Origin of the sequence: Amycolatopsis sp. SID8362, assembly GCF_010550475.1 — a bacterium.
In the GTDB taxonomy this organism is placed as follows: domain Bacteria; phylum Actinomycetota; class Actinomycetes; order Mycobacteriales; family Pseudonocardiaceae; genus Amycolatopsis; species Amycolatopsis eburnea.
Genome location: NZ_JAAGNB010001326.1, coordinates 1 through 6,967, shown reverse-complemented (window position 1 = coordinate 6,967; position 6,967 = coordinate 1). Strand labels below are relative to the sequence as shown.

Sequence of the window (6,967 nt, the reverse complement as noted above, 5' to 3'; positions counted from 1 at the left end):
GTTCCTGAGCGGTCCGCAGCGCCCGCCGCCCCCGCGCCCGCAGGGCGTCGACGAGCTCATCCGGCGGGGGCACGACCCCGCCGGCGAGCAGCGCCGGAACGTCGAGGGCGTGGACGACTTCGAGGGGAGCGCCCCGCAGCCGCGCGGTCCGCGCGGCCCAGCGAACGGCGTCGAGCGACTCGGCCGACCCGTCCACCCCGGTGACGATCGGCGGTCCGGTCATCTTCAAGACTGTAGGCCGGTGCGGTCGCGGTCGGGAGGCTGGCGGGGATGTCATGAATGGGTCATTCATGTCGTCTGGTGAGGTGAATGACTCTTTCATGGCGTCCGGCCGCGGGGGTTCCGGCAAGGTTGGGGCGGCGCCGGGGCGGGAATCTCGGACCCGGCTCGCGTGTAGGCCGGTGGGGTCGTGGTTGGGAGGCTGGCGGGGATGTCATGAACGGGTCGTTCACGTCGTCCGGCGCGATGAACGACCCTTTCATGACGTCCGGCCAAGGCGGCGCCGGCCCGGCCCGTGCGGTCGCGGGCCGCACCGGTCTCCGGCAAGATCTGCCACTGTCCCTCGAACGGTCCGGAGGAACCGATGGCGGTGCTGGTCGTTGCAACCGCGGTGCTCGGACTCCTCGTCGGGTCCTTCCTCAACGTCGTCATCCACCGCGTGCCCCGCGGCGAGTCGGTCGTCCGCCCGCCCTCCCGCTGCCCCGGCTGCGGCGAGCAGATCCGCGCCCGGCACAACGTCCCCGTCCTCGGCTGGCTCCTCCTGCGCGGCCGCTGCGCGAACTGCGGCAGCCGGATCAGCGTCCGCTACCCGCTCGTCGAACTCGGCACCGCCGTCCTCTTCGCGCTGCTCACCCTCCGGCTCGACCCGCCGGACCTGCCCGCCTACCTCTACTTCGGCGCCATCGGCATCGCGCTCGCGCTGATCGACCTCGACTGCCGCCGCCTGCCGGACGCGATCGTGCTGCCGTCTTATCCCGTGCTTGCCGTGCTGCTGACCTCCTCCGCCTGGTACCGCGACGACTGGTGGGCCCTCGCCCGAGCCGGGATCGGCGGGGCCGCTCTGTTCGGCTTCTACCTGCTGCTCGCCCTCGTCCACCCCCAGGGCATGGGCTTCGGCGACGTCAAGCTCGCGGGCATCCTGGGCGGCGTCCTCGGCTACCTCTCCTGGACGGCGTTGCTCCTCGGCGCGTTCGGCGGCTTCCTGCTCGGCGCGGTGGCCGGCGTCGTCGTGCTCGCCGCCGGCAGGGGCGATCGCAAGACGGCACTGCCGTTCGGGCCGTTCATGATCGCTGCAGCGCTGATCGCCGTCTTCGTGGCGGACCCGCTGGCGCGCGCCTACCGCGAGCTGACCGGCCTGGCCTGAGCGGTCTAGCGGTTGCCGGACCAGCTGAGCACCGACACCTGTCTGGCGCCCGCCACAGGGTGGGCCGGGTCGCCGTCGACGTAGGCCACCCGGGCGCGCGCCGCCGGGGCGCCGGTCGGGGTGCACGTGCTCGCGCCCGGGCAGACGTACGCCGCCAGGTAGACGCCGAAGACGAAGCCGGGGGAGTCGTCCGGGACCTCGATCACCGCGCCGGTGAAGGACACGCTGCCGGTCAGCTTCACCTGCAACGACCGGGCGATCACGCCGAAGCGGAAGATCGGTTCGATCGCGTTGTTCAGCGTGATGTCCAGGACGGCCTTCGGCGCGTACGTCGTGCCCTGCACGTAGAACCGGTTCCCGGAGGTGTTCACCGACGTCACCAGCGCGCACGCCGCGCTGGTGACGTACATCAGCTGCGTGCACCCGTTCTGCGCGCGCAACGCCGGCGGCGTGTAGTTCAGCTCCAGCTGCAGCGCGTCCACCTGCTCGGTGCCCTTGTGCTTGACCGCGGCCGTGTACCCCAGCTGCGCACCGGTGAACCCGCCGTCGTACACCTGCTGCGACAGCGTGCCCGTGACGTCGACCAGGTCGGTGTGCAGGATCTTGTCCGAGTACGACGGTACGCCGAACTTGTCCGCGCCCAGCTGGACGGACAGCGCGTCCTGGGTCGACCCGTTGTCGTTGCCGTGCACCACGCGGATCTTCGCGGACGTCAGCAGGGACCCGGCCGGGATCGCGGCGGGCGGGGCGTAGCCGGTCGCGGTCACGGTCGCGCTCTGGCTGCCGTTGCCGTTGTTGGTCCACGTCGCCAGGTTGCCGTCCACAGTGGACAGGCTGCCGGCGGGCGCGCTGGTGAAGGTCCCCGCCGGCGTGCCGGACGGCGTGAGCGTCGCGGTCACCGGGGCTTCGGCGCCGGAGGTGAGCCCGTACAGCGCGACCGGCGGCTTCGTCCCGCTGTAGGACCCGCAGATCTCCGCCTCCGCGGCCTTGACCGCGAGCCGGCTGTCGCCGCCGAAGACGAACTGGACGCCGACCGCGCTCGCGTCTTCGATCGGGTTGTCGCACGCGCCCGGGATGGCCGTGTCCGCCGCCGACGGCGCCGCGATGACCCGACCTGCGCGGTCCACCGGCGTGCCCGCGACCAGGCGGCCGCTGTTGACCGTCCAGACGTCGTCGCCCGCGGGCAGGCCCGGCGGACGCGCGGCCGAGCCGTTGCGGAAGTCGAAGTAGTACGCGCCCGGCTTGAACCACCAGATGCTGTCCTTGCACGGGCTGCTGTTGGTCATCAGCGCGGACAGGCCGACCGCGTCGTCGTAGAAGCCGGGTTCGAACGTCACCACCGGCCCGGTGCAGCCGGGCACGCCCCGGTGGACGGGTACCGACGTAAGCGCCGGTGCGTAACCGGGATCGGTGCCCAGTGCCGAACCGCCGTAGCCGCAGGACGCCGCCGGCGTGCTCCGGATCGTGCCCGCGCAGGCGCCGCGCGCGTACACCGCGGTGTTGGTGTCGAGCGAGCCGTTGACGACGTTGATGTTCGAGTTCGAATAGACGACGCCGTGGACGCGGAAGGACGAGCCGGTCGGCTGCTGGATGTTGAGGCCGTCCTCCCCGCCGGTGCCGAGGGTGAGGATCGCGTTGCCGGGCCGGTTGCACGCGCTCAGCGACGGGCACTGGATCAGCACCTTCGCCGGGTCCGCGGAGCACGTCACGGCGGCCGAGCCCCCGCCGCCGAAGTTCGGCAGGTCCAGCGTGTCGGAGCCGCCGAAGCAGTGCTGGCCGGACGCGCCGGTGAAGGTGCTGTTGCGGATCCCGTTGATGCCCGCCTGCAACGCGCCGTCGGCCGTGTAGGCGGCCGAGGCCTGGTCGCGGAGGTTGACCGTGGCGCGGACGCTGGTGTCGGCGAAGGACAGCAACGCGCCGAGCACCACCGCGACGACCGTGACGAGGATGAGCACCAGGGGCAGCGCGGCCCCGGTGTCGTCGCGCTTCATGTCTGCCTCCGTTGCCCGAACAGGGTGATGGGGTAGGGGTCGGCGCCGGCCGCGACCGCGGTGAAGGTGAGCTTCACCCACTGCGGCACGGCGGCGTCGGCGCAGGTGCTGGAGCAGGTGACGGCCGGGCTGCCCGGCTGGACGTGGTGCGCGACGACCGCGTCGGACACCGGCGACGGCGACCCGAGGCAGCGCAGGCGGTGCAGCTCGGTCCCGGCGAGGTAGTAGGCGACGATCGCGGTGCGCCGGGTCGCGGCCGGCGTGCTGGTGTCCCAGTCGTCGGACAGCAGCCGCAGCACCGAAACCGGCGTCGCCGCGGTGCCGCAGACCTGGCCGCCCGCGTCGTAGGCCGCGCCCAGCTGGACCGACGCCGAGAAGGGGACCTTGCCGTTGGCGACCTGTCCCGTGAAGTCGCGCAGGCCGGTCGCGGCGACGTCCTGGGCGAAGAACGCCGAGCTCTGCTGGACGTCGTGGGAGACGGCGAGCCGGGCCGAGGTCGCGTCGGTGTTCTTGATCGCGACCAGCACCGCGGTGGCGATCGGCGCGACGACCACCCCGAGGATCGCGACGACGAGGAGCAGCTCGATGAGCGTGAACCCGGCGTCGGAGCGGCGGTTCAGCACGGCGCCTCCCCGAGCCCGCAACGCTTGCGCACCACGACTTCCAGGCGTTCGCTCGCGCGCCCGTCGCCGCTGGCGACCTGCACGGTCAGCTGCTGCAGCCCGGTGTCGGCGCCGCAGGTGGCCGACCACGCCGAGCCGGTCCAGTACTTCACCGAGGTCACCGTGCTGCTGAACCCCGCCGGCACGGTGAACCCGGCCGGCGCGGCGTACTTCGCGGGCGCCGCGCACGGGACGTACCCGCCCGCCATGACCTGGTTCTCGATCGCCTCGCCGAAGTCGCGCACGCCCGCGCCCGCGGTCGCCTGCTTGCGGTGGACGTCGGACATCATGGTCGAAGCACCGATGCCGCCGACGATCGCGGCGACCGCGACCCCCAGGATCGCGATCGCGACCAGCAGCTCGAGGAGGCTTTCGCCCCGGTCGTCGGTCCGCATCAGACGTGCACCTGGGTGAAGATGCCGTACATCGCCGAGACGAGCGCGACCGCGACGAACCCGACGACCAGGCCCATCACCACGATGACGGCGGGCTCGAACAACGCGGTCAGCTTCTTCAGCCGGTAGTCCAGCTCGCCTTCGTAGTACTGGGCAGTGACTTCGAGCTGGGTGTCGAGGGTGCCGGTGTCCTCGCCGACGCGGATCATCTGCGCGGCGGTCACCGGGAACAGCCCGGAGCCGGTGAGCGGGCGGGCCAGGCCCTCGCCTTCGAGCACGGCGTGCCCGACCCGGGCGAGCGCGCGCATGAACACGCGGTTGCGCAGCGAGTCCGTGGCGACCCGCAGGGCCTCCGGCAGCGGCACCCCGGCGCTCACCATCGAGGACAGGATCCGGCAGAACCGCTCGACGAGCGCGTGCCGGACCGCCGGGCCGATCGCCGGGACGGCGAGGAGCACGCGGTCCCGCGCGTACCGCCCGCCCGGCGTCCGCACCCCGAAGACGTACACCGCGATCACGGCGCCGAGCCCGGCCAGCAGCGCCCACCACCACTGGCCGAGGAAGTCGGTGACGGCCAGCAGCATCCGCGTCGGGAGCGGGAGTTTCGCGTTGAGACTGGCGAAGAACACCTTGAACCGCGGCAGCACGAACGTCGCGAGCACCACGACGGTGACCACGGACATCAGCGCGATCATCGCCGGGTAGATCAGCGCGGCCTTGATCTTGCGCCGGGCTTCGAGGTCGCGCTCCAGGTAGTCGGCGAGCTGGTCGAGGACGACGTCGAGCTGCCCGGACAGCTCCGCCGAGCGCAGGATCTCGCGGTAGAACTCGGGGAAGATCTTCGGGTGCCGGTCGACGCAGTCCGACAGCCGGTCGCCGCCGCGCAGGCCGAGTTCGACGTCCCGCAGCATCCGGGCCACCGACGAGTTCGCGGCCTCCTCGCCGAGGATGCGGACCGCGTCGATGAGCGGCAGCCCGGCCCGGACGAACGCGCCGAGCTGGCGCGAGAGGTGCAGGACGACCTCGCGCTTGACCCGCGGCGCGGTCAGTTCGAGGCTGAGCACGCTCTTCTTCTCGGTGAGCTCGATGTCCCGCAGTTCCCGCTCGTACAGCGCGAGCGCGGCGGAGTCGAGGTCGGCGGCCTTCTGCACACCGTGGGTGCGCTGCCCGTCCGGGCCGGTGGCGACGTAGGCGTACCGGTTCATCGCGCGCCTCCGGTGAGGTAGATCGACCGCAGCACCTCGGCCGGGGTGGTGACGCCCTCGGCGATCAGCCGCAGCGCTTCGTCCTGCAGCGTCCGCATGCCTTCTTTGCGGGCCAGCTCGTGGACTTCGCGGTGCGGCGCGCTGTCCAGCACCAGCGCGCGGATGCCGTCGCTGACCGGCATCAGCTCGTAGACGCCGGTGCGGTCCAGGAACCCGGTCTGGGCGCAGAAGTTGCAGCCGGTACCCCGGACGAACCCGCCCGCCGGGCCCGCCGCGTTAATCGAGTCCAAAAAGGACAGCTCTTCGGCGGAAGGCTCGTAGTACTCCCGGCAGCGCAGGCAGATCCGCCGGACGAGCCGCTGGGCGAGCACGGCGGTGACCGAGGACGCCACGAGGAAGTTCTCGATGCCCATGTCCAGCAGCCGGTGCAACGCCGACGCGGCGTCCGTGGCGTGCAGCGAGGACAGCACGAAGTGCCCGGTGAGCGCGGACTGCACCGCGATGCGGGCGGTGTCGACGTCGCGGACCTCGCCGACCAGGATGACGTCGGGGTCCTGCCGCAGGATCGACTTCAGGCCGTCGGCGAAGGTGACGCCGGCCTGCTCGTTGATCTGGATCTGGTTGATCGAGGACATGGTGTACTCGACCGGGTCCTCGATGGTCATGATGTTGCGCTCGGTGCTGTCCAGCTCGCCCAGCGAGCCGTAGAGCGTCGTGGTCTTGCCGCTGCCGGTCGGCCCGGCGCAGATCACCATGCCGTACGGCGATTGCAGCACCGCGCCGTAGCGCGCGGCCATCTCGGCGGGCATGCCCAGCTGCGGCAGCCGGAACAGCGGGCGGCTCTTGTCCAGCAGCCGCAGCACGACCTTCTCGCCGCCGACGACCGGTGTGGTCGCCACCCGGATGTCCACCGGCCGGTCCTCGACGGCCATGCTGATCTGGCCGTCCTGCGGCCGACGGCGTTCGACGATGTTCATCCCGCCGAGGATCTTGATCCGGCTGGTCACCGCGGGCCCCATCGAGCCGGGCAGGTCCAGCACGTCGTGCAGCACGCCGTCGATGCGGTAGCGGACGCGGACCCGCTCGGCCTGCGGCTCGACGTGGATGTCGGAGGCCCGGTCGCGCAGCGCCTGCTTGATCATCAGCGCGACGACGTGGACCACCGGCGCGTCGTCGTTCGCGGTGGCCGCCGGTTCGGCGCGGGACGCGTCCCGCCGGACGGCGTCGCGCGCTTCGAACGCCTTGACCTGCTGGTCGACGCCGGTGAGGGCGCGGTAGGTGCGCTCGACGGTGGCGAGGATGTCGGCGCGGGCGGCGAGCGCGACGGTCACCGGGCGGCCGAGCGCCTCCT

At 72.0% G+C, this 6,967-nt stretch carries 7 protein-coding genes; 1 reads left to right on the top strand and 6 read right to left on the bottom strand.

All coding sequences use genetic code 11. The annotated features are described in order from the left end of the window. Positions 1-223 (bottom strand): universal stress protein (locus G3I65_RS40965; RefSeq protein ID WP_160700851.1); only part of this gene is annotated, 223 nt, incomplete at its 3' end. A 360-nt stretch (positions 224-583) separates the two neighbouring features. On the opposite strand from G3I65_RS40965, the gene G3I65_RS40960 reads away from it, so the two are divergent. Beyond that, complete coding sequence (locus G3I65_RS40960; RefSeq protein ID WP_160700850.1) at positions 584-1,363, top strand: A24 family peptidase; 780 nt, start codon at positions 584-586, stop codon at positions 1,361-1,363. 5 nt (positions 1,364-1,368) lie between these two features. Here the strand turns inward: G3I65_RS40960 and G3I65_RS40955 are convergent, their stop codons facing one another. From G3I65_RS40955 to G3I65_RS40935, 5 genes are all read right to left on the bottom strand, one after another. Then, positions 1,369-3,354 (bottom strand): hypothetical protein, encoded by a 1,986-nt coding sequence (locus G3I65_RS40955; RefSeq protein ID WP_160700849.1) that lies wholly within the window; start codon positions 3,352-3,354, stop codon positions 1,369-1,371. After that, positions 3,351-3,977, bottom strand: a complete 627-nt coding sequence (locus tag G3I65_RS40950) for a prepilin-type N-terminal cleavage/methylation domain-containing protein (protein WP_160700848.1) — start codon at positions 3,975-3,977, stop codon at positions 3,351-3,353. The genes G3I65_RS40955 and G3I65_RS40950 overlap by 4 nt, the downstream gene beginning before the upstream one ends. Beyond that, positions 3,971-4,411 (bottom strand): type II secretion system protein, encoded by a 441-nt coding sequence (locus G3I65_RS40945; protein WP_160700847.1) that lies wholly within the window; start codon positions 4,409-4,411, stop codon positions 3,971-3,973. Before G3I65_RS40945 ends, G3I65_RS40950 begins: the two co-directional genes overlap by 7 nt. Further along, positions 4,411-5,616 (bottom strand): type II secretion system F family protein, encoded by a 1,206-nt coding sequence (locus tag G3I65_RS40940; protein WP_160700846.1) that lies wholly within the window; start codon positions 5,614-5,616, stop codon positions 4,411-4,413. Before G3I65_RS40940 ends, G3I65_RS40945 begins: the two co-directional genes overlap by 1 nt. Then, the coding region (locus tag G3I65_RS40935; RefSeq protein WP_160700845.1) for a GspE/PulE family protein at positions 5,613-6,967 on the bottom strand (1,355 nt) is incomplete at its 5' end. The genes G3I65_RS40935 and G3I65_RS40940, both read right to left, overlap by 4 nt.